This is a genomic window from Hypericibacter terrae (assembly GCF_008728855.1).
Lineage (GTDB): Bacteria > Pseudomonadota > Alphaproteobacteria > Dongiales > Dongiaceae > Hypericibacter > Hypericibacter terrae.
In genome coordinates this window covers 3256267-3279242 of sequence record NZ_CP042906.1, presented here as the reverse complement: position 1 = coordinate 3279242, position 22976 = coordinate 3256267, and the positions used below count along the sequence as shown (strand labels likewise).

Below are 22976 nucleotides of genomic sequence, written 5' to 3'. Positions count from 1 at the left end.
TCCTATGGTCCGGCCGGCTTCAGGGTCAGTCTGCCGCCGGTATCGTCGCCGACGATAGAGAGAGTTCCGCCGTCGCGCCAGAGGGGCAGTAGGTCGCCGTAATGCGGCGACAAGGGGTTCCCCGACTGGCCGCCGGCGATGACGAAGCGGGCGGCATCGAGATCGCCGAGGTCGTAGACGCCGCGGAAGCCCGCACCATGGACATGCGGGAAATCGTTGGGCGCCTTGCGCATATCCGGGGAGCCGCGATCGAGGGTGTCGTCCGCGCCGCCGGTCACCATGGGCCGGCTGGTCAGATCGGAGAGGATGGGCACATAGCGGAACAGCAGATGGCCGAAGGGCGCGATATGGGTGCGTCCCCAGCGCCAGTCGGCGGGCTTGTCGCCGAAGCGCTTGGTCAGGGCGGCAATCGTTTCGGCGAAGCTCGACCGTACGATCTCCTCGCACCCCTCGACCGCCGGCGTCACCGGATCGTCGCACCATTGCCGGTCGGCGGGATCGGGACCGAACATCACGCGATCGATGGTCGCCATGTTCCACCAGGCCCAGCTCGAATAGAGATCGCCCAGCTCGTCCTTGAAGAGCTTCTGACTCAGGATCGTCATCCAGGCCGAGAAGATGGTCGGCTCCGGCCGATCGGGGGCCATGCGGTAATCCCAATCCGACAGCAGGTTGCGCGCCGCGATGGTGGCGATCGAGCGGTTCGCGGCACTGCCCTCGAGCATCGGCAGCAGTTTCGGGAGCAGGGCCCGCGCGGCCGGCGAAAGCATGTCCATCTGGACCGCGGTCATGTCCGCGGGCGTGAAGAGCCGCTTGGGATCGGACAGCAGCTCGCGGATGCGATCGACGCGGTAGGAGGAATCGAAACGCGCGGCGAGATAGGGCTGATAGCCCGGCGGGCGCACATCGTTGTTCGCCGTCGCCAACAGGCCGTCGGCCGGATCGACCGATTGCGGCAGTTCGCTCCTCGGCAGGAATCCGGTCCAGTCATGATCGCCGGTCCAGCCTTCGACCGGGAGCTGGCTGAAATGCTCCAGGGTCTTGCGCACCGGCACGCGGCCCGCGGCGATGAAGCCGATATGATCCTGGTCGGCATAGACGATGTTCTGCACCGGGCAATCGAACCGGTCGAGCGCGGCGCGGAACGAGGCTGCGTCCGCCGCGTGATTCATCAGCCAGAAGGCCTCGGGAGTCTGGGCGCCGGGCGCGAGGCAGGCCCATCCCAGCGCCACCATCTCGTCGGGCTCGGCGATGGCGGCCTTGGCGCGACCGATGTCGGAGATGATCGGGCCATGGCGCGTCTCGCGGACCGTCAGCACCTGGTCCGGCTGATTGCGAACCTTGATCACCTCGTCCCGGGTGACGAAGGGCTTGGGACCGTCGGGCGTGAGGTAGGAGCCGGGGGCTCCCGGTGCCGGCTTCTCGAGGAACAGGTCCTGATTGTCCGCCATGGTCGTGGTGAAGCCCCAGGCGACATGGGCATTGTGGCCGAGGATGACGAAAGGCACGCCGGGCGCCGAAGCGCCGGCGACATGCAAGGTCGGCGTCTCGATGCGCACCAGATACCAATAGCCCGGCAGCGACAGATCCAGATGCGGGTCGTTGGCGAGGAGCGGCTTGCCGCTGGCGCTGCGCCTGCCGGCGAGAACCCAATTGTTCGAGGCCCCCGGCATGGCGGGCAGCAGCGACAGATCGCCGAGCGCCGATTGCCAGGAGGCCGGCGAGCCGAGATCGGCGCTGCGCAATGCCGGCGGCTGCGACGGCCACAGCGATTCCAGCGCCGAAGGCGAAAGCTGACGGGCCAGCGCGGCACGCAAAGCCTCGTCGGTCCAGTTGCTGCTGAGGGGCAAGGTCATCGCCCAGCCCCAGAGCAGCGAGTCCGAGGGCTGCCAAGGCTCCGGGCGATAGCGCAGCGCCAGGAACTCGGGCGGCCAGGCGCCCTTCCGGCTGTCGAGATAGGCATTCACACCGGCGGCGTAGGCGTCGACCGATGCCCGAAAATCCGCCGGCAGCGCCGCATAGTCCGACTTGACCCGCTGATTGTAGCCGAGGACGCGCATCAGGCGATCGGTGTCGATCGCGCGCGCGCCTAAAACCTCGGAAAGCCGGCCGGCGGCCAGGCGCCGGGTGAAATCCATTTGAAACAATCGATCCTGGGCATGGACGAATCCCAGCGCGAAATAGGCGTCGAGCTCGTTCCCGGCGCGGATCGTCGGCACGCCGTGGCTGTCGCGGAGGATCTCGACCGGCCCCTGAATGCCCGGCAGGGCGAGCTCACCCTCGGTTTGCGGCAGGGAGGTCCGAAGCCAGAGAAAGCCGCCGCCACCGGCCAGCAGCAACAACAGCAACACTCCACCGATCGCCCTCAGCGTCCAACGCTGCCATTGCCGCCTGCCCAATCAAAGCCTCCACGCCGCCTCATTTCGAACCGTTTGATAGCCGACCCTTTGCCGGCCTGGCAAATATGACGGTTTGCGAGGCCTCCGGCGCGATGCCGCAGGCCCTTGGCAGACTCCGGGCAGGGGTGGTGGCGATCCCGTCTTTGGGCTAGAAACGCCAGCCACGGAGACCGATTCCGGCTCGCTGACGGGCCGGCAGGAGAGGGAGTTGGCATGGAGCGCCATTTCGAGAATGTGCGGGCGATGGTGACGGCTCTGACGCCGAGCTATCCCGTCTATTGCCTGCGCCCGCATGTGCTGCGCCGCGCCGCCACCCGGTTCCTCGAGCTGTTCCCCGGCCGCGTCCTGTTCGCCGTCAAATGCAACCCGCATCCCGCCGTGCTGCGCATCCTCTACGAGGCCGGCATCCGCCACTTCGATACCGCCTCGCTGCCCGAGATCGCGCAGGTGCGCGAAAGCTACCCGGACGCCGGCGCCTACTTCATGCATCCGGTGAAGAGCCGTGCGGCGATCCAGGCCGCCACGCGCATCTATGGCGTCGACACCTTCACCGTGGATCATCCCGACGAGCTCACCAAGGTGCTCGACCAGGCCCATGGCGGCGAGGGCGTCACCATCATGGTCCGTATCAAGACGCCGCCGGTCGAAGGCGTGCTCTATCATCTCGCCGGCAAATTCGGCGCCGAGCCGCTGGAGGCGGCGGGCATGCTGAAGGAAGCCCATGCCCGCGGCTGCCAGGTCGGCCTCGCCTTCCATGTCGGCTCGCAATGCCTGGTGCCGGAGGCCTACTCGAACGCGCTCAAGATCTGCGGCGACGTGATCGAGCAGGCCGGCACGCCGCTCCAGTATCTGGATGTCGGCGGCGGTTTCCCGGCCGAGTATGTCGGCACGAACATGCCGCCGCTCGAGGCCTACATGAACGAGATCGAAAAGGGCGCCAAGGCGCTCAAGCTGCGCCGCGACTGCGTCTTGATGTGCGAGCCCGGACGCGCGCTGGTGGCCGAATCCATGTCGTCGGTCGTGCAGGTCCAGCTGCGCAAGGACGACCGGCTCTACATCAACGACGGGGTCTATGGTTCCTTCAGCGAGATGGTCACGGCGGGGATCCGGCTGCCGGCGGAAATGGTCCGCCTCAATGGCGGCTCGGCCCGGGAAATGAAATCTTTCCAGCTGATGGGACCGACCTGCGATTCGGTCGACGTTCTCCCGGGAACGTTCGAGTTGCCGGCCGACATCCACGAGGGCGACTGGATCGAGATCGACCGGCTCGGCGCCTACAGCTTCGCCAACACCACGCGCTTCAACGGTTTCTATCCGGACACGCTGGTGACCTGCGCGGACGAGCCGCTGGGTCGTCGCAGCAAGGCCGCGGCCTGAGGCAGCGCCCGCCTTACTCCCGGCCCCAGATCTGGCGATACATCTGTCGGTAGTTGTTGGGCGGGTCGTAGGTGAAGTCCTCGCCTACGGTGCCGGTCAGCGCGTCGGGGGTGAGGAGACGCGCATGCGGCGCATAGCCGCTCGGCATCTCGTTGTGGAAGGCGCGGTTCAACTCGTCGATCAGCTGCCAGCCCTCGAGGTTGAGCGGTTCGGCGACGGTTGCGGTCTGCCCGAGGCCCGTCCCGACACGGAGCAAGGCGCTCCGGGAGCCGTCGCCGGCGGAAATGTTGATCAGATCGGCGCGCGCGTCCGGGATCGAAGCCATCGCGTCGTAATAGAGATCGTTGATGCCCAGGCTGACGGTCCAGGCATCGCCGAAGCGCCGGTCGAGAGAGGCCAATCGCGCCGGCATCTCGGCCTGGACCTGGTCGAGGTTGAGATCCTCGATCGAAAGCAGCTTGCAGCCGGCGCAATTGCGGATGATCGTCGCCATATCGTCGGCCTTGGCTTGCGCAACGGCAAAGCGCGAATCGGTGAAGATCACCACGCCGGCCGTCCCGCCGCTCTTGACCACCGCGAACGAGGCGGCGGCGAGCGCGACCTCGCGGGCGCTGCTGGCGACATTGGTGAAGAGCTGCGTTCCGGGTACGAATCCCGGCTCGAAGGCCGCATGCCAGCCGACCACGACGATCCCGAGCCCGACGACATTGTCGATCCACGGCGCATAGTTCTGCGCGTTGAAGCCGCCGAAGATGACGCCGTCCGGATGTAGAATCTGCACGTTCCGGAGCGCCTGCTGCCTTCCGGCGTCGCTACCCGCCACGTCATAGACAGTCACGGTCCAGCCGACGACCTTGGCCGCCTCCTGCGCGCCGCGCAGAGCGCCGGCGATGCCACCATTGCGCAGATCCTCGGCGATGAAGGCGATCACCTTGCCGGGGGACGCCTTAGGCCCGGAGGTCGGTCCCCGCCAGACCGTGACCGCCTCGAGGGCATCGGCGGCGCGCTGCTGCGCAAGCGCCAGGGAATCGAGCGATGGGTCCGCCAGGGCGGACGGCATGCCGCCGAGGAGGGCAAGGACCGTCAGCGCCATGGGCCATGCCCGGCGGCTCAAACCGCGGAGTGGGCCTCGCGATCCCGGATTGCGGACCGCCATCGGATCAGGCCCGCCGCCGCAACGGCTCGATGTCGATATCGTCGCGCTGCTCGGGCGCCAGGAACATGTCCGCATAGTCGCGATAGACGCCGGCGCTCAGGAACAGGTCGAAGAGATCGGGATCGATATGATTCTCGTCGCGCATCTTCGACATGATGGCGAGCGATTCCGACAGGGTCTTGGCCTTCTTGTAGGGACGGTCGCCGGCCGTCAGCGCCTCGAAGATATCGGCGATCGCCATCATGCGGGCCGGCAGGCTCATCTCGTGGCGCGAGAGGCGCTTGGGATAACCGGTCCCGTCCATCTTCTCGTGATGGCCGCCGGCGATTTCCGGAACGTTGCGCAGATGGCGCGGCAAGGGCAGGCGGCTCAGCATGCGGATCGTTTCGATCATATGCTCGTTGATCTTGAAGCGTTCCTCCTCGGTCAGGGTGCCGCGCTTGATCGTGAGATTGTGGATCTCGCCGCGATTGAACAGGTGCTCCGGCACCTTGATCTTGAAGCCCCAGGGATTGTCCGGCGCCAGCTTCTCGCGGTCGGGGCGGGGCACGATATGTTCGGCCTTGTCGGCGAGCAGCGGCTCCGTGACCGGCAGCACCGGCGCCGGTTGGCGCTTCTTGCGCGCGGCCTCGTCGTAGGAGATCCCGATGCGATCGTCGAGCGTCCGGGTCCAGCTGCGCCTGGCTATGGCCTGGACCCGCTCGATATCGGCCGGCGCCATGAATTCGCCGCCGACATTGCTCTTGGCGAGAAAGCGGAAGTCGTCGTCGAGCGCCGTCCATAGCGCCAGAAGGTCGCGCAGCGCCGACGCACGGTCGGCGCCGTCGGCGATCGCCTTCCAGCAAGCCACCTCCGCCTCGCGCTTCGCCACCTCGAAACGCATGCGGACCTCATGCAGCCGGTCATAGATGGTCTCGAGCTTGGTCGCCTTGTCGATCACATATTCCGGCGAGGTGACCTTGCCGCAATCATGCAGCCAGGCTGCGATATGCAGCTCCTCCCACTGGTCCTCGTTCAGGGTGAAATCCTTGAACACCCCGTCCTTGCTGTTCATGGCGGCCTTGGCCAGCATCTCCGTCAGGACGGGGACGCGCTGGCAATGACCGCCGGTATAGGCGCTCTTGGAGTCGATGGCGCCGGCCGTTAGCTCGATCAGGCTTCGCAGCAGATCCTTCTGCTCTTGGATCAGGCGCTGAGTCTCGATCGCGACCGCCGCCGCGCCCGACAAGGCTTCCACCAGGGCCAAGCGGTCGGCCATGGCGCGCCGGTCCAATGTCTCTTCCCCCGCGGCCATGATCAGCGCTCCCACGGGTTGGCCTTGGCGATTATGCAGACCCACGGCGAAGCAGGTCAGGGGCTTGTCATTTTGCAGATGCGGGTGCCAGCGGCGCTGATCCGCGACACTCATGACGACGGCGCAGTTTTCGCCCTTGAAGGCCCGGATGACGGGATGCTCGGCGTCTTGCACCAGATCGAACGGGCGTCGGACGAGGTTGCGGGGCTGGCCGTCCCAATAGGCGTGAGCCGCGATCAGATGGCCGTCCGGCTGCTGCAAATAGACCAGACCGCCGCGCGCATCGATCACGCTCGCGGTTTCCGACAGAATCCGATTGAGCAGGCGGTCGACGCTGCGCTCGGCGCCCAGGACCGTGCCGATCTGCAGCAGGCGGCGGATGGTCGATTTCATCGCATCCATCGAGCGGGCAAGCTTGTCGATCTCGAAAATGAAGGAGCGGACCTTGATGGGTTCGTCGAACTTCAGCGCCTGGACCGCGCGGGTCTCGTGGATCAGGGCCTTGAGCGGTCCGGAAGCCATCCGCGACAAGACGATCGTGATGGGGATCGCGAGGAGGAGGAGGCCCAGGGAGATCCAAAGACCGATATTGCGGATGTGGGCGGCATCGGCGAGCAGCTCCTTCTGCGGCGCGGCGATGGCGATGTAGTAGGGCACGCCGTCCACGATCCAACGGGTCAGAATGCCCTGCCAGATAACGCCGTTGATTTCATAAGCATGCGAGCGGTCGAGGTCGGCCATGCCATGGTCGGCGATGCTGCTCAGCAAGGGCTGACCCATCTCCGAGAGCTTCGGCAGGCTCGGAGTCCCCAGATCGTCGACCTGAAGGCGGTAGACCGAGTCCGTGTCGGCCAGCACCTCGCCCTTGTCGTTGAACACGAAGAGCTGTGAAGAGGGAGCCGGGCGTTGCGTCTTCAGAAGGTCGGACATGGCGCCCAGGGTTACGTCGATGCCGATCACGGCACGTTGATTGGCCGAAGCCTCGGCCACGGTCGCGCCGACCTCGCGCGTCGTATAGAAGAGATAGGGATCGGTCGAGATGGTGCCGATCCGCACGATCGCCTCCTGATACCAGGGACGCGTCCGGGGATCGAAGACGTAGTTGGGCACCGATTTGCTGGTCAGGAATTCCAGCTTGTCCGAGTAGAAGAGGAACCGCGGATCCCGCAGTCCCTCGGCGTCGCGGGAGATGCTCTGTACGACGTAGGCCGACTCCTTCGGTGCGGAAAGCGCATGCCCCAGAGCGGAGTCGGGGTTGAAGCGTCGCACCAGGAAGAAGTCGCCGTCCTGATAGCCGACATAGGCGGCTGAGATCTCGGGATGGTTCTGCAGGCTCGCGACGAGCAGGGGCAGGCGGCTCAGCCTCACCTCGAGCGTCGTGGCATCCATCATGATCGACTTCGACAGCAGCTCGACCGAGGTTCTCGCCGGCGCGTAGATCGCGTCGATGGACTGCTTGGTCTCCTGGCCGACGCGCGTGAACAGGGTCTCCGCCGAGGACAGCATCATGCTTCGGCTGAGATAGTTCTGGGTCGAGATGGTGATCGCCGCGAAGGCAATCAGCAAACCGAGGAAGAGCACCGCGATATAGACATGGAGGTGGAAAGTGCGATTGCCGAAGCCAAAGCCGCCGGCCATGCGTTTCACCTGGTGTCGTTGCGCCTGCCGAAACCCTGGCTTTCGATCCTGCCTCGCTGGGGTCGGATTCTAAGAAGCCCCACCGCCAATGGCAATGACGCAAGCCGACGGGCTCCGGCGCGGGCGCCAACCGTCGGTTGAGCATGCTTAAGGATTGATTAAGAGTTGGCCGGTCGACCAATCTCAGGGAGGGACCGGGCGGCGATGGCGAAGGAAGGACGCTTCGTCAGATCTGCGGCCCGCAGCCATATTTGCCGCTGACACCCAGCACCAGGCTGGCGCCGGCGCTGTAGAGGCGGTCGCGGAAACCGGGCTCGTCGGAGATGGCCACCACGCCGCCGCCGATGGCGGTGTCGGCGAGGATCCGGCCATTGGCCGCGGTCACGATGGCCATCGCATCCTGGGCACTGCCGCCCAGCACGAAGACGCCAACCGGGACGGGCGCGCCGCCGGCGGGGCTGGGGGCGGCGGCGGCGCCGAGGGCCAGCAGGCTGCCGAAGAGGGCGAAGACGAGGGCGGCGACCAACCCGCTGCCGGATGAATCCTTGGCGCGGGGCTGAGCGGGGGCGGCGGAAGCGCCATTGGCGATGATCGCGGTCATGACCCGACGAAATTACGATCGATCTTTTAATTCGTCGTTAAATCGAGCGGCGTTTTCAGCGGTTTTTCGGCGCCGCGCGACTTTCATGCCAACGGCGGCACCACGCGCGCGCGGCGCCAGTCGGCCAGGGTGTAGACCGCGAGCGTGCCGAGCACGACGGCGCCGCCGATCAGCGCCCGCTCCCCCGGCCGCTCGCCCACGGCGATCCAGACCCAGATCGGCGCCAGGGCGGATTCCACCAGGCCCAGCAGGGCGACCTCGACCGTCGGCACCAGCCGGGCGCCGGCGGTGAAGAGCACCAGGCTGAGGCCGAACTCGCCGCAGCCGAAGAGCGTCAGATAGCCGGCATCGCCAGGCGAAATCGAGAAGGGATGCGCCAGCGGCAGCGACAGCAGCGCCCCGGTCATGCCGGCGACCACCATGGCCGGGAGCAGGTCGATATCGCCGAAGCGCCGGATGGTCACGATCACCACCGCGAACATGCCGGCGACGGTCAGGGCCATGAGGTCGCCGAAGCCGGAGCCGCCCCCGAATTGGCCCCAGACCATGTAGGTGACGCCGCCGAAGCTGACGACGAGCGCGATCGCGGTATGGAGCGCGATGCGCTCGCGCAGGACCAGCCAGCCCGCCAGGGCCGCCAGCAACGGGTTGATGGCGATGATGATGAGGGCGTTGGCGATGGTGGTGTGGGTGAAGGCGAGGATGAAGCAGACTGTCTCGATCCCCATCCAGATGCCCAGGAACCAGCCGATCGGGCTCAACGCCCGGAACCGCGACCACAGCCCGCGGCGCTGCCAGGCGACCGCCAGCAGCAGGAACAGCCCGCCCAGGAAGGAGCGCCAGAAGGTGAGCGTCCAGGAATCGGTCTCGACCAGCCGGGTCAGGATGCCGGCCATGCTCCAGAGCAGGGCGGCGCCGGCGATCATCGCGCGGCCGCGGACGAGGTCCGGGTTATGAACGAGGCTGCTCACGGTGCGATCAGACGACGGGCGGGACGACGCGCCGTCCGGCAGCATGGAGGTCGTAGAGGCTGTGCAGGATCAGCGAACCGATCAGGATGGCGCCGCCGACGATCGCGTAAATGCCCGGGTTCTCGGCATAGACCAGCCAGACCCAGATCGGCCCCAGGGCCGGCTCGAGCAGCGCCGCCAGCGCCGCTTCGGCGGCCGGGATATGGCGGGCGCCGCTGGTATAGAGGGCCATGCCCAGGCCGAGCTGACCGAAGCCGAAGAAGAACAGATACGGCAAGTCATGGTCGCTGATGGCGAGGGTTGGGGCCTGGGTCGCGGCGATGGTGCCGGCGATGACGGTGGCATAGAAGGCCGCCGGAATCATGCGCACCTTGCGGTTGCTGCGCACGATGATCGTGGCGCCGGCGAAGGCGCAGCCGATGACGACGCCGAGCAGATCGCCGATCAGGCTGCCGCTGCCCTCGAAGGATTCGATCTCCATGATGCCGATCCCGACCAGCGCCATCGCCATGGCGCCCCAGGTGCGGGGCCCGACCCTCTCGCGCAGGATCAGCCAGCTCGCGATCGCGGCGATGAAGGGCGAGATGCCCTGGAGAAACAGAATCTTCGCGACGCTGGTATATTCCATCGCGATGACGAAGCAGGTCGAGGCCGTGGCAAAGCAGAGCCCCATGCCGATGCTGGCCCAGGGCGCCTCGAGGAAGACCCTGAAGAAGCGCCGGCGCTCGCGCACCAGCAGCAGCCCTGCGAGGAACAGCCCGGCGAAGACCGAGCGCCAGAAAATGATCTCCCAGGCACCGGCGCCCACGGTGCGGACCACCACGCCGCCTGAGCTCCAGATGATCGCCGCCAGCGAGCAGAAGAGCAGGCCGCGCAGATGCTGTGCCCGTTCTGCGGCATGGCCCGCGGAAGGGCCGGAGCCGCTTGGGTGCGTGGCCGCACTCGGGCTATGCTGGGAAGAGGCCATGGGCTGGAGCGGAAGAGCCGGGTCTGGAACTCGCGAGGCTGGGTCAGGGCCCGCGAAGATGACAATATCGTCATCGGTAACATGAGGGCTGATGCCTGTCCATGCAGTCAAACCGCGTTCTCTGCCTCAATCCCTTCGGCTTTCACAACACGCACTACACGGAATGGGGGGACGGCTCCGCCGATCGGACCGCCATTTGCGTCCATGGGCTGACGCGCAATGCGCGCGACTTCGATCCCCTGGCGGCCGCCTTGAGCGCCCGCTGGCGCGTGGCCTGCCCCGACATCGCCGGCCGCGGCCAGAGCGACTGGCTGCCGGTCGCGTCGGCCTACAACTATCCGCAATATTGCGCCGACATGACCGTGCTGATCGGGCGGCTCGGGGCCGAGACGGTCGATTGGGTCGGCACCTCGATGGGGGGCCTCATCGGCATGATGATGGCGGCCCATCCCAACTCGCCGGTCCGTCGCCTGGTGCTGAACGATGTCGGCCCCTTCATCGCCAAGTCCGCGCTGCAGCGGATCGCCACCTATGTCGGGCAGCGGCCGCGTTTCGAATCGCTCCCGGCGCTCGAAGCCTATCTGCGCCAGGTCTACGCGCCCTTCGGCAAGCTGACGGACGAGGATTGGCGGTCGATGGCCGAGTACAGCCAGCGCGCGGCCCCCGATGGCGGCATCCTGCTGCATCACGATCCGAAGATCGCCGAGAACGCGCAGGCCGGCGCCAACCAGGACATCGATCTCTGGGCGCTCTGGGACAAGATCGCCTGCCCGGTGCTGCTGATCCGCGGCACCCAGTCCGATCTGCTGTCGAAGGCGACCGCCGAGGAGATGACCCGCCGGGGCCCGCGCGCGAGGCTCGTCGAGATCGCGGAGGCCGGTCATGCGCCGGCGCTGCGTTCGGCCGAGCAGATCGCCTTGATCCGGGACTTCCTCGGCACGGCATGACGGTTTCGCGGTTCCCGAGATTCATTGCGCGGCCGCCCTGGTTCGGCGGCGATCTGCAGACGGTCCGGAACTATGTGAGGCCGACGGAAGTTCCGCTCGCGGCGTTCTCCGAGGAACGGATCGAGTTCCCGCTGCCCGACGGCGACCGGCTGACGGCGATGCTGCACCGGCCGAGCGTGGAGAGCGACCGGCCGCTGGCAATCCTGATCCATGGGCTTTCGGGCAGCCAGGACAGCATCTATCTGCGCCGTTCGGCGCGCCACCTGCTGCAGAGCGGCTTTCCGGTGCTGCGGCTCAATCTGCGCGGCGCCGGGCCGTCGGGTCCGCTCTGTCGCTTCAGCTACCACGCGGGCCGCACCGAGGATATTCACGCCGCCTTGATGCAGCTCGACGGCAGGCTCGCCGGCCGCGGCTTGCTGGCGATGGGCTTCTCCCTGGGCGGCAACCTGCTGCTGAAATATCTGGGCGAGCAGGGGCGTCGCGCGCTCTTCCTGGGCGCCGTCAGCGTCTCGGCGCCGATCCTGCCCAAGCAGGCGCAGCTGCAGATCATGAAGGCGCGAAACCGCGCCTATCACCGCAATCTCCTGGAGGGCGTGAAGGAGGATTTCGGCCGCCCGAGCGCCGAGCTGCCGGCGGCGCTGCGAGCCACGCTTCCAGAAATTCGCAGCATGCTCGAGTTCGACGACCGCATCGTCGCGCCCATCAACGGATTCGACGGCGCCGAGGACTACTATGCGCGCTCGGCGGCCTATCCGCTGCTTGCGCAAATCGCGGTGCCGACGCTCGTGATCCATGCCCGCAACGATCCCTGGATCCCGGCCGAGGCCTATCTCCAGTTCGACTGGAAGCGCAACCCGAAGCTCGTGCCGCTGCTGCCGCGCGGCGGCGGCCATGTGGGATTCCACGGCCTCGGCCACGAGGTCCCCTGGCACGACCGCTGCGCGGTCAGTTTCTTCGAAGGCCTGATCCGGCGCGGGCTCTGACGGTGCGGGGCGCTGTCCGCGCTCATCCCATGCGGAACGGGGACTGCACCGGGAACAGCTTGCGGCAAGGCGGGGCTGGCCGAGGATCGAGTCGAGTGAAATCGTCGGCAGCAGAGGCCGACTTCCAGGGCTACTCCGAACCGATGACCGGCTCAGGAACTCTTTCATGGAGATCTCCATCGGAGACCTCGCCATATCCGGCACAGTCTGATAGCAATTGCGCCCCGTGAGCCGGTGGGAGCTCACGCAGTCTCGTGGGGCCTGGGGAACGTGTCTGGCAGTGAATTGCTACCGATCGTCGCCGTAGCGACGTTCTTCGTCGTCATCCTTGTGATCGCGTTCAACTGGCTCGATATGACGGTGGCGGCAATGCTCGGCGTCGTCATCTTCCTCGTGACTGGAATCCTCACGGATAGCGCCGTCACGAGCGCGCTGGCGACGGGCGATGGAACGCTGGCATTGTTGTTCGGTGGAATGGTGGTCGCCCGCGTCCTGGTCCCGACGGGCATCTTCGAGGTGGTTGGCCAAAAACTGCTGCGCTTCACCAATGGCAGCGGCAAGCGTCTTCTGCTCGCCTTGCTGGTGATCGTCGCGCCAGTCTGCGCGCTGCTGCCGAACGCGACCGTCGTCCTGCTACTGGGCCCCGTCATCGTCCGCGTTGCCACGGCGATGGAGATCGACTTCATTCCGCTGCTGGTGCTGACCGCTATTGTCAGCAATGCCGCCGGCCTCCTCACGCTCGTGGGCGACCCCGCGACCTTCCTCGTCGGCAGCGCGATCCATTTATCGTTCACGGACTATCTCGGTCGCGTCAGCCTCGGCGGATTGCTCGCGCTTGCCGTCATCGTGCCGCTGTTGCCGCTGCTGTTCGGCGACATCTGGCGGCTGCGCCGCCCTCCGGCAGCCGATCTGCCGCCGGCCAGGCTGCAACAACCGCTCTTCGTGATGGTGTCCGTCGGCATTCTCCTGCTGATGGTCGCGCTGTTTGTCTTCGGCAGCCTGCTGCCGACTCTCACGCCGCCATCCGTCGCCATTCTCGGCGCGACCCTGGCGCTGATGGCGATTTATGGCTGGCGGGTCGAACCAGTCACCAAGGTCTTTTCAGATATCGATTGGAAGACCCTGATCTTCATTCTTTGCATGTTCTTCATGGTGCAGGGATTGGTGGCGACCGGCGTGTTGCAGGGCGTCTCGCGCCTCCTGGCCGCTGTGTTCGGCGATCATATGCTGGCGGCCGCCCTTGTATTGCTGGCCGGCATCGGTGCGGCCTCGAGCGTGCTGGCCAACATTCCGGTCGTCGTCGCGATGCTCGTGCTGGTCAAGGGCTATCTCGTCCTGATCGACGCGGTCCCCGAACAGGCGCTCGGCTATACCTTCCAGCAGGTCTGGCCCGAGCAGACAATTCCGGTCTTCGTCGGCATGATGTTCGGCGCCACCCTCGGCGGCAGCGCCACGCTTATCGGGGCCTCGGCCAACGTCGTTGCCGCCGGTATCGCGGCGCAGAACGGACGTGCGCTCACATTTGCCCGCTTCGCCCGTTATGGCGTGCCGATCGTGCTGGCCCAGCTCGCAGTCGGCGCGATCTATACGGCGGTTCTCTATCTGCTGGCCGCCGGCTGAGCGCACCGGGCCTGGCGATGGGTGTATCCTTGATTCAAGTCAAGGTCGTTGCCCGCCCTTAGGGCCTAAATCGCAGCCCAGAGTCACGGGCCGGCGTCGATGTTGCGCCCTGCTCAGGCCTGCGCGATGTCCTTTTCGACCCGCTTGAGTGCAATGGGCCGTCCCATTAGGGATGTCGGCTCGTTTTAGCCCGGACCTGCGCAGCCGACCGGAGACGATCTCGCGCATGACCGAGAGGTCCCTGATCCACCGCTATGTCGATCCCGACGAAACCCTGGGCGAGGTGCTGTTCGGGCTCGTCATGGTGCTGACCTTCACGGTCGGGGGTGCTGCCCTTTCTTCTGCTGAAGGATCCCGAACTGGCGATTCAGGTGTCCAATCGGGCGCTTGTGCTGTTGTTGTTTATCGTTGGGTACCGGTGGGGGCACTATACGGATGCGCCCCCTTGGCGGGTTGGGCTGCTCGTCATGTTCCTGGGCGCGGCCACGGTCTTGGTCGCGGTCGCCCTGGGTGGGTGAGGTTTAGCGCGACTGGGCTTGCCGGCGCCCCTGCGACGGGGACGGGATCTGCGGTAGCGCCAAATCGGCGGCAAACCAGGAGAAACCGATCTTGAGTCTTGCGATCCCCCCTCTCACCGGTGCAAGGCGGCTGCTGCCGATCTTGAGCTGGCTTCCCCTCTATCAGCGTGAGTGGCTTCGGGCGGACTTCCTGGCCGCTCTCGCCGTCTGGGCGATCATGATACCGGAGGGCATGGCCTATGCCGGCATCGTCGGCGTACCGCCCATCATGGGGCTCTACACCATCGTCCCGCCGTTGGTGGCCTACGCCCTTCTCGGAACGTCACGCCTGCTGGTCGTAGGCCCGGACACCGCCACCGGCCTGATCTCGGCATTGACCGTGGGTGCGATCGCGCTGCAGGGAACGGCGGACTTCAATACGCTGACCTCGACGCTCGCCGTCCTCATCGGCGTCTTCTTCCTGCTCTTCGGCGCGCTGCGCATGGGCTGGGTGGCGGCCTTCATCCCGACGCCGGTCATGCGCGGATTCATCGAGGGTCTCGTCTGCGTCACGATCATCGGCCAGGTGCCGCATCTGCTGGGCATCGGCGGCGCCTCCGGCAACTTCCTCGTCAAGCTCCGCTACCTGCTGCAGCATCTGCCCGACATCTCGCTGGCTCCGATGCTGGCGGGTCTGCTCAGCCTCGTCGCCATGCTGCTGCTGCGACGGTTCGTTCCGCGCGTGCCCTCGGCCCTGGTCGTCGCGGTGTCGGCCACGATCATCGTCGGCCTGCTCGGCGGCGAAGCCTCTGGTATCAGCGTGGTCGGCAGCCTCCCCACCGGCTTGCCTCACCTCCTCATGCCGGCCTTCGATCCCAGGATCCTCATGGAGCTGGCGCCGGGGGCGCTGGCGATCGTGCTCGTCGGCTATGCCGAGGCGCTCGGCGGGGCCAAGGCTGCGGCCCTGCAGGGCGGTGGCGAGATCGATCCGAACCAGGAGCTGGTCGCGCACGGGCCGGCCAATATCCTGAGCGGGCTCTTCGGCGGCTTCCTCGTCGTCGGCAGCCTGTCCAAGACTTCCGTGGCCATGGCCGCCGGCGCCCGCACCCAGGTCACTCACCTCATCGCCGCGGTCTTCTGCTTTCTCACGCTGCTCCTGTTGACCCCGCTCTTTCGGGACATGCCGCACCCGGCGCTTGCCGCCATCGTCATCGCCGCCATGCTGCATCTCTCCAAGCCCGATTATCTGCGTGATTTGTTCGCCAGGAGCCGGTCGGAGCTTGCTCTCGCCGCGGTCGTCATCCTGGGCGAGCTGATGCTCGGCGTGCTGCAGGGCATCGCCCTGGGTGTGGTGATTGCGCTGCTGATGCTGATCTATCGGACCAGCCACCCGAAGGGTGCGGTGCTCGGCCAGCTCCCGGGCACGGAGGCCTATCGGGACGTCGAAATGCACCCCGAGGCGCTCACCTTCCCCGGGCTCCTCATCTGGCGCACGGGCGGCGATTTGTTCTTTGCGAGCATCGGTTTCTTCAGCGAAGGCCTGAAGGGCGCCCTGGCCGCGAGCCATCCGCCGGCGAAGCATGTGCTGCTGGACACGGGTTCGGTGAACTTCATGGACACCAGCGGCTGCGATGCGCTGTTGACCATCATCAGGGAGCTGCAAAGCCAGGGGATCACATTCAGCTTTGCTCGCGTCCGCGATCGGGTCCGCGATCGGATGCGGCTCGGAGGCATCGAGGCGGCCGTGGGATCGGCCAATTTCTACGAACGCGTGACCGACGGCGTGCGCGCCTGGCAGCGGAACGCCGTCGTCAGGCCGGCGATCACGCCGTGACGATGCGCGGCTCGATCGAGACGGGGAAATTGACCGAGTTGGAGATGAAGCAGATCTGATGCGCCTGGGCGTGGAGCCGGGCGGCCTTCTCCGCGTCGCCCCCGGCGGCCAATGTCACGGTGGGCCGGAGCGTCGCCTCGGTGATGCGCACGCGGCCATCCTTCATATCCACGACGCAGGCCGCATCGTCCTCGTAGGCCGCGACCGGCAATCCGGCGCGGGCGGCCAAGGCCAGATAACTGAGCAGATGGCAGGTCGAGAGCGCCGACAGCAGCAGATCTTCGGGATTGTGCTTGCTGTCGTCGCCGCCATAGCTCGGCGCGGTCGACGCCGGCAGGGTGGGCTTTCCCGAGATCCGGACTTCCAGATCGCGGGAATAGTCGGTGCCGGCCGCAAGCGCGCCCTTGGCCGCGCCGGTCCAGACCGTGCGCAGGCGATAATCGTGCCGGTGCCGTGACGGTGAGGGATCCGCCATGATCAGGCGACCTTCAAGCGCACGGGGATGTTGTTGCGGGTGGCGTGCGAGTAGGGGCAGACCACATGCGCCTTGGCGACCAGATCCTCGGCGGTCTTGCGGTCCATGCCGGGGATCGTGATGGTCAGGTCGATCTCGAGGCCGAAGCCGGTGCCGTCGTCACGCGGGCCAATGCCGACCTTGGTCGCGACCGTGGCATTGTCGGCCACCTTGATCTTCGCCTGGCCTGCGACATAGCGCAGCGCGCCGAGGAAACAGGCGGAGTAGCCGCACGCGAAAAGCTGCTCGGGATTAGTGCCGTCGCCGCCGGGGCCGCCCAGTTCCTTCGGGATCGAGAGCTTGAACTCCAGCTTGCCGTCGTCGGTCTTGGAAACGCCGTCGCGGCCGCCGGTGGCATGCGCTTGGGTGCGATAGAGGATGGCCATGGAGCTTTTCCTGTTGCCGATGAGAGAAGATAAGGCGAGTTGATAATTCGCGATCGTGGCCTGAAAGCAGAGCGAAGCGATCGGAAAGAGTCCCTTCAGCCCTTCTTGAGGCGCTCGGCGACCTCGACCGCGGTGTAGGTGAGGATGGCGTCGGCGCCGGCGCGCTTGAAACCCATCAGCGATTCCACCAGCACCCGGTCGCGGTCGAGCCAGCCGCGCTCGATGGCGGCCATGAGCATCGCGTACTCGCCGCTCACCTGATAAACGAAGGTCGGGAGCGAGAAGGCCTGCTTCACCCGCCAGACCAGATCGAGATAGGGCATGCCGGGCTTGACCATCAGCATGTCGGCGCCCTCGGCGACGTCGAGCGCGCATTCGCGCAAGGCCTCGTCGCCATTGGCCGGGTCCATCTGATAGGTGCGCTTGTCGCCCGAGCCCAGATTGGTCTTGGAGCCGACCGCGTCGCGGAAGGGTCCATAGAAGGCCGAGGCGTATTTCGCGGCATAGGCAAGGATCGCGGTGTTCTGATATCCCCGCGCATCGAGGGCCTGGCGGATGCGGCCGATGCGCCCGTCCATCATGTCGGAGGGCGCCACCACGTCGACGCCGGCCTCGGCCTGCGCCAGCGCCTGGCGCACCAGCACGTCGAGCGTCGCGTCGTTCAGGATCTCGTCGTCCTCGAGCAGCCCGTCATGGCCGTGGCTGGTATAGGGATCGAGCGCCACATCGCAGATCACGCCGACCTTCGGCACGGCTTCCTTGAGCGCACGGATGGCACGATTGGCGAGATTGTCCGGATTCCATGCCTCCTCGGCCTGCGCCGATTTGAGCGCCGGCGGCACGACGGGGAACAGCGCCACGGCCGGAATGCCGAGCTCGCCGGCATGGCCGACCGCGTCGATCAGGGCCGGGATCGAAAGCCGGTCGACGCCGGGCATGGAGGGCACGGCCTCGCGCGCCTTGTCGCCATCGAGCACGAAGACCGGCCAGATCAGGTCGGACGCATGCAGCCGATGCTCGGCCACGAGGGCTCGCAGCCAACCGGTGCGCCGATTGCGGCGCATCCGGGTTTGCGGGAACTGGCCCGGCTGGAACGGCTCGGGCGTCGGCAGGGGAGCCGGCGGCTCGGCCGAGGGCAGGGGACGCAAGACGGCTTTGCGCGGGGCGGCTCGATCGGTCATGACAGCCTGGAGCTTGCTGGAATTGCTGGGTGAATTGTAAGCGCCACCGACCGGAGGGTCCAGCCAGAACGGGCTTCCGGCCCTGGGGCCGGTCGTCGCGTTCAAAGGGCGCCAATCCCGTGCCACAGCGCCGTCGCTGGCCGGGCCTGACTAGGCCTTGGGCGGCGGTTCCGTGCCGCGGCTCTCGTCCCGCAAGACCGCCTTCTGGATCTTGCCGTTGGCGTTTCGCGGCAGGGGCTCGCTCCGCAAGGCGACCGTCTCGGGCACCTTGTAGTCGGCCATATATAGGGTGCAGTGCTCGCGGACCATGTCCTGCGTCAGGACGGCGTTGTCCCGCGGCACGACGATGGCGTGGATGCGCTCGCCCAGGACCGGGTCCGGCAGCCCGATGATGGCACATTCGAGCACGCCCTCGAGCCCGCTCAGGATGTTCTCGACCTCGGCGCTGTAGACCTTGTAGCCGCCGCGATTGAGCATGTCCTTGCGGCGATCGAAGATCCGCACGAAGCCTTCCGCATCGACGGAGCCGATATCGCCCGACCGCCAGAAGCCGTCGACGAACTCGCTGGCATTGGCGTCGGGGCGGTTGAGATAGCCCGGAACGACATTGGGGCCCGCGATCCACAGCTCGCCGGGGACCTCCGGTGCCACCAATGCACCCGCCTCGTCGCGCACCTCGATCTCGCAGCAGGGGGCCACCTGGCCGACGCTGTCCATGTTGTCGCGCCAGCAGCGCTGCGGCATGACGGTGGCGGGCGAGGTGGTCTCGGTGGCGCCATAGGCGTTGAGCAGCAGGAGATGCGGAATCTTCTGCGCCAGCTTCTCGATCGTCGGCACCGGCATCGGGGCGCCGCCGAAGCAGCCGATCCGCCAGCTCGAGAGATCGTAGCGATCGAGTTCGGGGTAAGTCGCGCAGAGCGTATAGATCGTGGGCACGAGGATCGAATAGGTGATGCGCTCGCGGCTCGCGAGCTCGAGGAAGTCCGGCGTCTTGTAGGCGTGGCGCATCAGCACCACGCAGCCGCCCACGACCATGGTGGCGAGCGAGACGCCCACGAGGCCGGTCACATGCGAGAGCGGCACGGCCACGATGCAGCGGTCCTGCTCGGTCAGGTGATAGCAGCGCGCGAAGGTCAGCGCGGAATGGATCATGCCGAGGTGGGTGAGGAGGGCGCCCTTGGGCCGTCCGGTCGTTCCCGATGTGTAGAGGATGACGGCGGCGTCTTCTTCCGTGGCAGGCGCTACCGGCACCGCCTCGCTTCGTCCCAACAACGTCTCGAAGCCCTGCGCGCCCGGCACCGGGCCCCCGACCGAAAAGCGGTGGCGGATCGTGGGGATGTCCGCCGCGAGCGGCAGCGACCCCGCCAGATCGGCTTCGAAGAGGATGACGCTGGCGCTGCAGTCATTGATGAGGAATTCCAGCTCGGTCGCGCGCTGGCGCGTGCCGATCGGCACGGCGAGCGCGCCTAGCCGCAGGCAGGCGAGGACGCCGGCGAGGAATTCCCAGCGATTGGCCAGGAAGAGGGCGACGCGGTCGCCGGCTTTCACGCCATGGGCCTCGAGGCCGGCGGCGATCGAGCTCACCGTGGCGTCGAGCTCGCGATAGCTGAAGCGGCGGCCCTCGACGACCGCCGGCCGATCGGGAAAGCGCCGGACCAGCTCCGCGAACATCGCCGGGATCGTCGCCGGGCGCTCCGAGAAACAGAGCATCTGCCGGCCGTCGAAATGCCGCTCGGGACGCAGCGCCCCGCCGAGCCGGTCGGGAGCCCAATAGCAATCCTGGAGTCTCGGCAAGTCGCTCTCCCTGGTGGCGAATCCAGCTCACCGAGTTTATTCTGCGCGAGCCGGGCTTCCGCATGAAGATAATGGCGCAGGTCGAACCGGATCTCGGGATAGGCCCGTCGCTCGGGGACCCGGCGGCAACCAGCAGAAGGTGGTGGTCGCCAGGTTGCTGGCGCAGGCGCCTTCGGTGGTGATCTTCGACGAACCGACGCGGGGCGTCGATGGGGGTGCCATCCCGCAGATCCATGCGGCGATCGGCGCCCTGGCCGCGCAGGGCAAAGCCATGGTCGTAATCTCTTCCTATTTGCCGGAGATTCTTTCGGTTTCCGATCGTATCCTGATCGCGCGCGGCGGCAGGATCGTGGAGGAAATGCCGGCCTCCGAGGCGACGGAAGAGAAGATCATGGATGCGGCCATTCACTGAGCCGGGACGGCCGTGCTGCCGGCGGGACGTTCGGTCCCGGCCGGACGGGATGCGCTTTCAGCGGCAAGACGGGAGCCGGTAACGCCGATGTTCTACGAGAAATCCGACAAGGTTCTGGCCCTGAAGTCCCGCCTGGAGGGCTTCATGGACCGGCATGTCTATCCCAACGAAGCCCGGTTCTATAGCGAGGCGGAGGAGCTCGGCCCTTGGAAGGTCTATCCGGTGGTGGAGGAGCTGAAGCCGCTGGCGCAGAACGAGGGCTTGTGGAACCTGTTCCTGCCAGCGAGCGAGCATGGTGCGGGGCTGACCAATCTCGAATATGCACCGCTCTGCGAGATCATGGGCCGGTCGCATCTGGCGCCGGAGCTGTTCAACTGCTCGGCGCCGGACACGGGCAATATGGAGGTGCTGGCGCGCTACGGAACGCCGGCGCAGCAGGAGCGCTGGCTGAAGCCCCTCCTGGCGGGCGAAATCCGCTCCTGTTTCGCCATGACCGAGCCCGCAGTGGCGTCGTCCGACGCGACCAACATCGAAAGCTCGATCATCCGCGACGGCGATCACTACGTGATCAACGGACGCAAATGGTACACCACCAACGCGACCGACCCGCGCTGCAAGATCTGCATCTTCATGGGCAAGACCGACGCGGCCAATCCGGACCGCCATCGTCAGCAATCGATGATCCTGGTGCCGATGGATTCGCCGGGCGTGACGGTGCAGCGGGCGCTGCCGGTGTTCGGCTTCTATGGCGTCCCGGACCGGGCGTCGGAGGTGCTGTTCGAGAATGTCCGTGTGCCCGCGACCAACATGCTGCTGGGCGAGGGTCGCGGCTTCGAGATCGCGCAAGGCCGCCTCGGGCCGGGCCGCATCCATCATTGTATGCGCCTGATCGGCCTCGCCGAGCGGACGCTCGAGAAGATGTGCATCCGGACCTCGCAGCGCGTCGCCTTCGGCAAGCCGGTCTCGGAACAGACCGTGACGCAGGAGCGCATCGCCGAATCCCGCATCATGATCGAGCAGGCGCGGCTGCTGACGCTCAATGCCGCCTACAAGATGGACACGGTCGGCAACAAGGCGGCCCGGGCGGAAATCGCCATGATCAAGGTGGCGGTCCCGAACATGGCCTGCCAGGTCGTCGACTGGGCCATCCAGGCCTTTGGCGGCGGCGGCACCAGCAACGATTTCGGCCTTGCGGCGGCCTATGCGACCGCGCGCCTGCTGCGGCTGGCGGACGGGCCCGACGAGGTCCACCGCAACCAGATCGCCCGGATCGAGCTGAAGAAGCATTCCAACCGCCCCGCTGCCGTGGGATGAAGGGCTTCCCGGCATCGGCGGAGGCGAGGGTGACAGCGTGAGCGGATCGGATCAGAACCCGGCGGGATCGCCGGCTCCCGCGGAATGGGCGAATCTGGAGCCCTGGCTCGCGGCCCACGTCGCCGGGTTCCGGGGCCCGGCGCGGCTCCATCGGTTCGAGGGCGGCCAATCCAATCCGACCTATCGGCTGGACTCCCCGTCCGGGGCCTATGTCCTGCGGCGCAAGCCGCCGGGAACGCTGCTGCCCAGCGCCCATGCCGTCGATCGCGAGTTCCGCGTGATGTCCGCCTTGCGCGGCAGCGGGGTGCCGGTGCCGCGAACCCATGCCTATTGCGACGACCCCGCGGTCATCGGGGCGGCGTTCTATGTCATGGATCTCGTCGAGGGGCGGATCTTCTGGGACCAGAAGCTGCCCGGCCTGACGCGCGAGGAGCGTGGCGCGATCTACGATTCCATGAACGAGACGATCGCGCGGCTCCACCAGGTGGACCCGGCCGCGGTCGGGCTCGGCGATTACGGCCGCCCGGGTAATTTCCTCGAGCGCCAGATCGCCCGCTGGTCGAAACAATATCAGGCGTCCCAGACCGATGAGATCGCCGCCATGGACCGGCTGATCGAGTGGCTGCCGCGCAACGTCCCGGCGCAGAGCGGCACCGCCATCGTCCATGGCGACTACCGGCTGGACAATCTGATCTTCCATCCCGTGGAGCCGCGGGTCGTGGCGGTTCTCGATTGGGAGCTCTCCACCCTGGGCGATCCGCTGGGCGATTTCGCCTATCACGCCATGGCCTGGCGCATCTCGCCCGGCGTCTTCCGCGGCCTCGGCGGCGTCGATCTGGCCGGCCTCGGCATTCCCGACGAAGCGGCCTATGTCGCGCGCTATTGCGAACGGACCGGCCGGGGCGAGATTCCCGCCTGGGATTTCTATATGGCCTACAGCATGTTTCGCATCGCCGCGATCATCCAGGGCATCGCCAAGCGGGCCGTCGAAGGCAATGCCGCGAGCGCGCAGGCCGCCGAAGTCGGCCGCGCGGCACGCCCCATCGCCGAGCAGGCCTGGGAGCTCGCGCGCCAGATCGGCTCATGAGAAT

The 22976-nt window shown here is 66.7% G+C and carries 18 protein-coding genes; 8 read left to right on the top strand and 10 right to left on the bottom strand.

What is annotated here, in order from left to right; genetic code table 11:
• Positions 1-2: 2 nt before the first annotated feature.
• Positions 3-2351 carry a penicillin acylase family protein gene (locus FRZ44_RS14960; protein WP_191908112.1) on the bottom strand — a complete coding sequence of 783 codons (2349 nt, stop codon included), beginning with the start codon at positions 2349-2351 and terminating at the stop codon, positions 3-5.
• 261 nt (positions 2352-2612) lie between these two features.
• Here FRZ44_RS14960 and FRZ44_RS14955 point away from each other — a divergent pair, with 261 nt between their 5' ends.
• Entirely contained in the window at positions 2613-3776 is a 1164-nt protein-coding gene (locus tag FRZ44_RS14955; RefSeq protein ID WP_151177937.1) for a type III PLP-dependent enzyme, read from the top strand.
• 13 nt (positions 3777-3789) lie between these two features.
• On the opposite strand, the gene FRZ44_RS14950 is transcribed toward FRZ44_RS14955, so the two are convergent.
• The 5 genes from FRZ44_RS14950 to FRZ44_RS14930 all read right to left on the bottom strand — a co-directional run bounded on the left by FRZ44_RS14950 (position 3790) and on the right by FRZ44_RS14930 (position 10403).
• Positions 3790-4869 (bottom strand): type 1 periplasmic-binding domain-containing protein, encoded by a 1080-nt coding sequence (locus tag FRZ44_RS14950; protein WP_151177936.1) that lies wholly within the window; start codon positions 4867-4869, stop codon positions 3790-3792.
• A 67-nt stretch (positions 4870-4936) separates the two neighbouring features.
• On the bottom strand, positions 4937-7864 hold the full coding sequence (locus tag FRZ44_RS14945) for an HD domain-containing phosphohydrolase (protein ID WP_151177935.1): 2928 nt from the start codon (positions 7862-7864) through the stop codon (positions 4937-4939).
• A gap of 226 nt (positions 7865-8090) precedes the next feature.
• Positions 8091-8465 (bottom strand): hypothetical protein, encoded by a 375-nt coding sequence (locus FRZ44_RS14940; RefSeq protein WP_151177934.1) that lies wholly within the window; start codon positions 8463-8465, stop codon positions 8091-8093.
• A gap of 83 nt (positions 8466-8548) precedes the next feature.
• On the bottom strand, positions 8549-9436 hold the full coding sequence (locus FRZ44_RS14935) for a DMT family transporter (RefSeq protein ID WP_191908111.1): 888 nt from the start codon (positions 9434-9436) through the stop codon (positions 8549-8551).
• Between the two features lie 7 nt (positions 9437-9443).
• On the bottom strand, positions 9444-10403 hold the full coding sequence (locus tag FRZ44_RS14930) for a DMT family transporter (RefSeq protein ID WP_151177932.1): 960 nt from the start codon (positions 10401-10403) through the stop codon (positions 9444-9446).
• A gap of 101 nt (positions 10404-10504) precedes the next feature.
• Here FRZ44_RS14930 and FRZ44_RS14925 point away from each other — a divergent pair, with 101 nt between their 5' ends.
• From FRZ44_RS14925 to FRZ44_RS14910, 4 genes are all read left to right on the top strand, one after another.
• Entirely contained in the window at positions 10505-11350 is an 846-nt protein-coding gene (locus FRZ44_RS14925; RefSeq protein WP_151177931.1) for an alpha/beta fold hydrolase, read from the top strand.
• A complete protein-coding gene (locus tag FRZ44_RS14920; protein WP_151177930.1) occupies positions 11347-12333 on the top strand; it encodes a YheT family hydrolase in 987 nt (328 codons plus the stop codon). The genes FRZ44_RS14925 and FRZ44_RS14920 overlap by 4 nt, the downstream gene beginning before the upstream one ends.
• 270 nt (positions 12334-12603) lie before the next feature.
• Positions 12604-13953 carry an ArsB/NhaD family transporter gene (locus FRZ44_RS14915; RefSeq protein ID WP_225308269.1) on the top strand — a complete coding sequence of 450 codons (1350 nt, stop codon included), beginning with the start codon at positions 12604-12606 and terminating at the stop codon, positions 13951-13953.
• Positions 13954-14562: 609 nt separating this feature from the next.
• Positions 14563-16284: a SulP family inorganic anion transporter gene (locus FRZ44_RS14910; RefSeq protein WP_225308268.1), complete on the top strand. Its 1722-nt coding sequence runs from the start codon at positions 14563-14565 to the stop codon at positions 16282-16284.
• On the opposite strand, the gene FRZ44_RS14905 is transcribed toward FRZ44_RS14910, so the two are convergent.
• The 4 genes from FRZ44_RS14905 to FRZ44_RS14890 all read right to left on the bottom strand — a co-directional run bounded on the left by FRZ44_RS14905 (position 16274) and on the right by FRZ44_RS14890 (position 20159).
• Positions 16274-16759, bottom strand: coding sequence for an OsmC family protein (locus FRZ44_RS14905; protein WP_151177928.1), 486 nt, complete (start codon positions 16757-16759; stop codon positions 16274-16276). The two genes, FRZ44_RS14910 and FRZ44_RS14905, sit on opposite strands and share 11 nt — an antisense overlap.
• Before the next feature lie 2 nt (positions 16760-16761).
• Positions 16762-17184 carry an organic hydroperoxide resistance protein gene (locus FRZ44_RS14900; protein WP_151177927.1) on the bottom strand — a complete coding sequence of 141 codons (423 nt, stop codon included), beginning with the start codon at positions 17182-17184 and terminating at the stop codon, positions 16762-16764.
• A gap of 95 nt (positions 17185-17279) precedes the next feature.
• On the bottom strand, positions 17280-18365 hold the full coding sequence (gene hemB / locus FRZ44_RS14895; protein WP_263641890.1) for a porphobilinogen synthase: 1086 nt from the start codon (positions 18363-18365) through the stop codon (positions 17280-17282).
• A 150-nt stretch (positions 18366-18515) separates the two neighbouring features.
• On the bottom strand, positions 18516-20159 hold the full coding sequence (locus tag FRZ44_RS14890; RefSeq protein ID WP_225308267.1) for a class I adenylate-forming enzyme family protein: 1644 nt from the start codon (positions 20157-20159) through the stop codon (positions 18516-18518).
• A 154-nt stretch (positions 20160-20313) separates the two neighbouring features.
• Between FRZ44_RS14890 and FRZ44_RS14885 the strand changes: the two genes are divergently transcribed.
• From FRZ44_RS14885 to FRZ44_RS14875, 3 genes are all read left to right on the top strand, one after another.
• A complete protein-coding gene (locus FRZ44_RS14885) occupies positions 20314-20571 on the top strand; it encodes a hypothetical protein (protein ID WP_225308266.1) in 258 nt (85 codons plus the stop codon).
• Positions 20572-20658: 87 nt separating this feature from the next.
• A complete protein-coding gene (locus FRZ44_RS14880) occupies positions 20659-21885 on the top strand; it encodes an acyl-CoA dehydrogenase family protein (protein WP_151177926.1) in 1227 nt (408 codons plus the stop codon).
• Positions 21886-21922: 37 nt separating this feature from the next.
• Complete coding sequence (locus tag FRZ44_RS14875; RefSeq protein WP_151177925.1) at positions 21923-22972, top strand: phosphotransferase family protein; 1050 nt, start codon at positions 21923-21925, stop codon at positions 22970-22972.
• Positions 22973-22976: the final 4 nt, after the last annotated feature.

Excerpts from the sequence above, each read along its gene's own strand:
- FRZ44_RS14955 (WP_151177937.1), top strand. The coding sequence starts at position 2,613 with ATGGAGCGCCATTTCGAGAATGTGCGGGCGATGGTGACGGCTCTGACG.
- FRZ44_RS14950 (WP_151177936.1), bottom strand. The coding sequence starts at position 4,869 with ATGGCGCTGACGGTCCTTGCCCTCCTCGGCGGCATGCCGTCCGCCCTG.
- FRZ44_RS14945 (WP_151177935.1), bottom strand. The coding sequence starts at position 7,864 with ATGGCCGGCGGCTTTGGCTTCGGCAATCGCACTTTCCACCTCCATGTC.
- FRZ44_RS14940 (WP_151177934.1), bottom strand. The coding sequence starts at position 8,465 with ATGACCGCGATCATCGCCAATGGCGCTTCCGCCGCCCCCGCTCAGCCC.
- FRZ44_RS14930 (WP_151177932.1), bottom strand. The coding sequence starts at position 10,403 with ATGGCCTCTTCCCAGCATAGCCCGAGTGCGGCCACGCACCCAAGCGGC.
- FRZ44_RS14925 (WP_151177931.1), top strand. The coding sequence starts at position 10,505 with ATGCAGTCAAACCGCGTTCTCTGCCTCAATCCCTTCGGCTTTCACAAC.
- FRZ44_RS14920 (WP_151177930.1), top strand. The coding sequence starts at position 11,347 with ATGACGGTTTCGCGGTTCCCGAGATTCATTGCGCGGCCGCCCTGGTTC.
- FRZ44_RS14905 (WP_151177928.1), bottom strand. The coding sequence starts at position 16,759 with ATGGCGGATCCCTCACCGTCACGGCACCGGCACGATTATCGCCTGCGC.
- FRZ44_RS14900 (WP_151177927.1), bottom strand. The coding sequence starts at position 17,184 with ATGGCCATCCTCTATCGCACCCAAGCGCATGCCACCGGCGGCCGCGAC.
- hemB (WP_263641890.1), bottom strand. The coding sequence starts at position 18,365 with ATGACCGATCGAGCCGCCCCGCGCAAAGCCGTCTTGCGTCCCCTGCCC.
- FRZ44_RS14880 (WP_151177926.1), top strand. The coding sequence starts at position 20,659 with ATGTTCTACGAGAAATCCGACAAGGTTCTGGCCCTGAAGTCCCGCCTG.